Source organism: Pandoraea sp. PE-S2R-1, assembly GCF_002179865.1.
In the GTDB taxonomy this organism is placed as follows: domain Bacteria; phylum Pseudomonadota; class Gammaproteobacteria; order Burkholderiales; family Burkholderiaceae; genus Pandoraea.
Window position 1 is genome coordinate 1 of the sequence record NZ_NGUR01000045.1, and the last position, 586, is coordinate 586.

Here is a 586-nt window from a genome sequence, read left to right on the forward strand (position 1 = left end):
GCGCAACCCTCAACGGACTGTTTCGACCGGGCGAGTGATCCCCTGACAGCTCGCCAAGCGCGGCAATTCGGCCACCGGCGCGGCAGGTACATGACCAGTGACTTTTCGTCGATGGACGTGCCGCCCGCGTGCCGGGACAATTCGCTGTCAGCCGATGCGCCGCGTCGCGATGTCTTCCGAATGCGGCAAGCACGGCGTCCCCACCCGACGGAGCGTCTTCATGAATCTGCCGCACGAGGCTTTTGCCATTCCCACGCCGCTGGGCGCACCGCTACCCAAACCGCGCGTCTTCGATAACGTCGAGGACGAACGTGCCGACCGCAAACTACGTCTCGCCGTCGCCTTCCGGATCTTCGCGCGCTTTGGCCTCGCGGAAGGCATCGCCGGGCATATCACCGTGCGCGACCCCGAGTTTCACGACCGTTTCTGGGTCAATCGCTATGCGCAGCACTTCTCCTCGATCCACCCGGACGATCTGATTCTCGTCGACGAAGCCGGTGCCCTGCATCACGGCGAAGGCCCGGTCAATGCCGCCGCCATGGCCATTCACGCCGGCATTCACGCCACTCTGCCCCACGTGACGGCC

1 protein-coding gene is annotated in these 586 nt (G+C 65.0%); it reads left to right on the top strand.

The features are described 5' to 3' along the window. Nucleotides 1-220: 220 nt before the first annotated feature. Nucleotides 221-586, top strand: a 366-nt coding sequence (locus tag CDV44_RS26960) for a class II aldolase/adducin family protein (RefSeq protein WP_170936124.1), incomplete at its 3' end; no start/stop codon positions are given.